Source organism: Achromobacter sp. GbtcB20, from assembly GCF_019091095.1.
GTDB classification, from domain to species: Bacteria; Pseudomonadota; Gammaproteobacteria; order Burkholderiales; family Burkholderiaceae_B; genus Achromobacter; species Achromobacter mucicolens.
Genome location: NZ_JAGXJZ010000264.1, coordinates 1 through 411, shown reverse-complemented (window position 1 = coordinate 411; position 411 = coordinate 1). Strand labels below are relative to the sequence as shown.

Annotated in this window: 1 protein-coding gene; it reads right to left on the bottom strand. The window is 69.3% G+C overall.

The window, feature by feature from the left end; genetic code table 11:
- A partial coding sequence (locus KVT32_RS28900) for a methionyl-tRNA formyltransferase (protein WP_371825636.1) occupies positions 1-411 on the bottom strand: 411 nt, incomplete at both ends.

Here is a 411-nt window from a genome sequence, read left to right as displayed (position 1 = left end):
CCCCAGGCGCTCGCCGCCCGGCTTCTCCAACTCCAGCAACCGCAGCGCGCCTTCGCCGCAGGCCACGACGATGCCTTGCGCATCGCTCGACAGCACCGTGCCCGGCGCCGCCTTGCCTGCGTAGTCGGCCAGTTCGGCCTTCCAGATCTTGACCGCCGTCCCGTTCACCATGCCTTGGGCGGCGGGGAAGGGATTGAAGGCGCGCACCTTGCGCCACAGCGCGACGGCCGTCAGGGCGAAGTCGAGCTTGGCTTCGTCCTTGCTGATCTTGGCGGTGTAGGTCACGCCTTCCTCGGGCTGCGGGGTGGACGTCAATTCGCCGCGTTCCATGCGGCGCAGCGCCTCGACGATCATGCTCCCGCCCAGCGCCGCCAGCTTGTCGTGCAGGCTGCCGGTGGTGTCGCTGTCCTC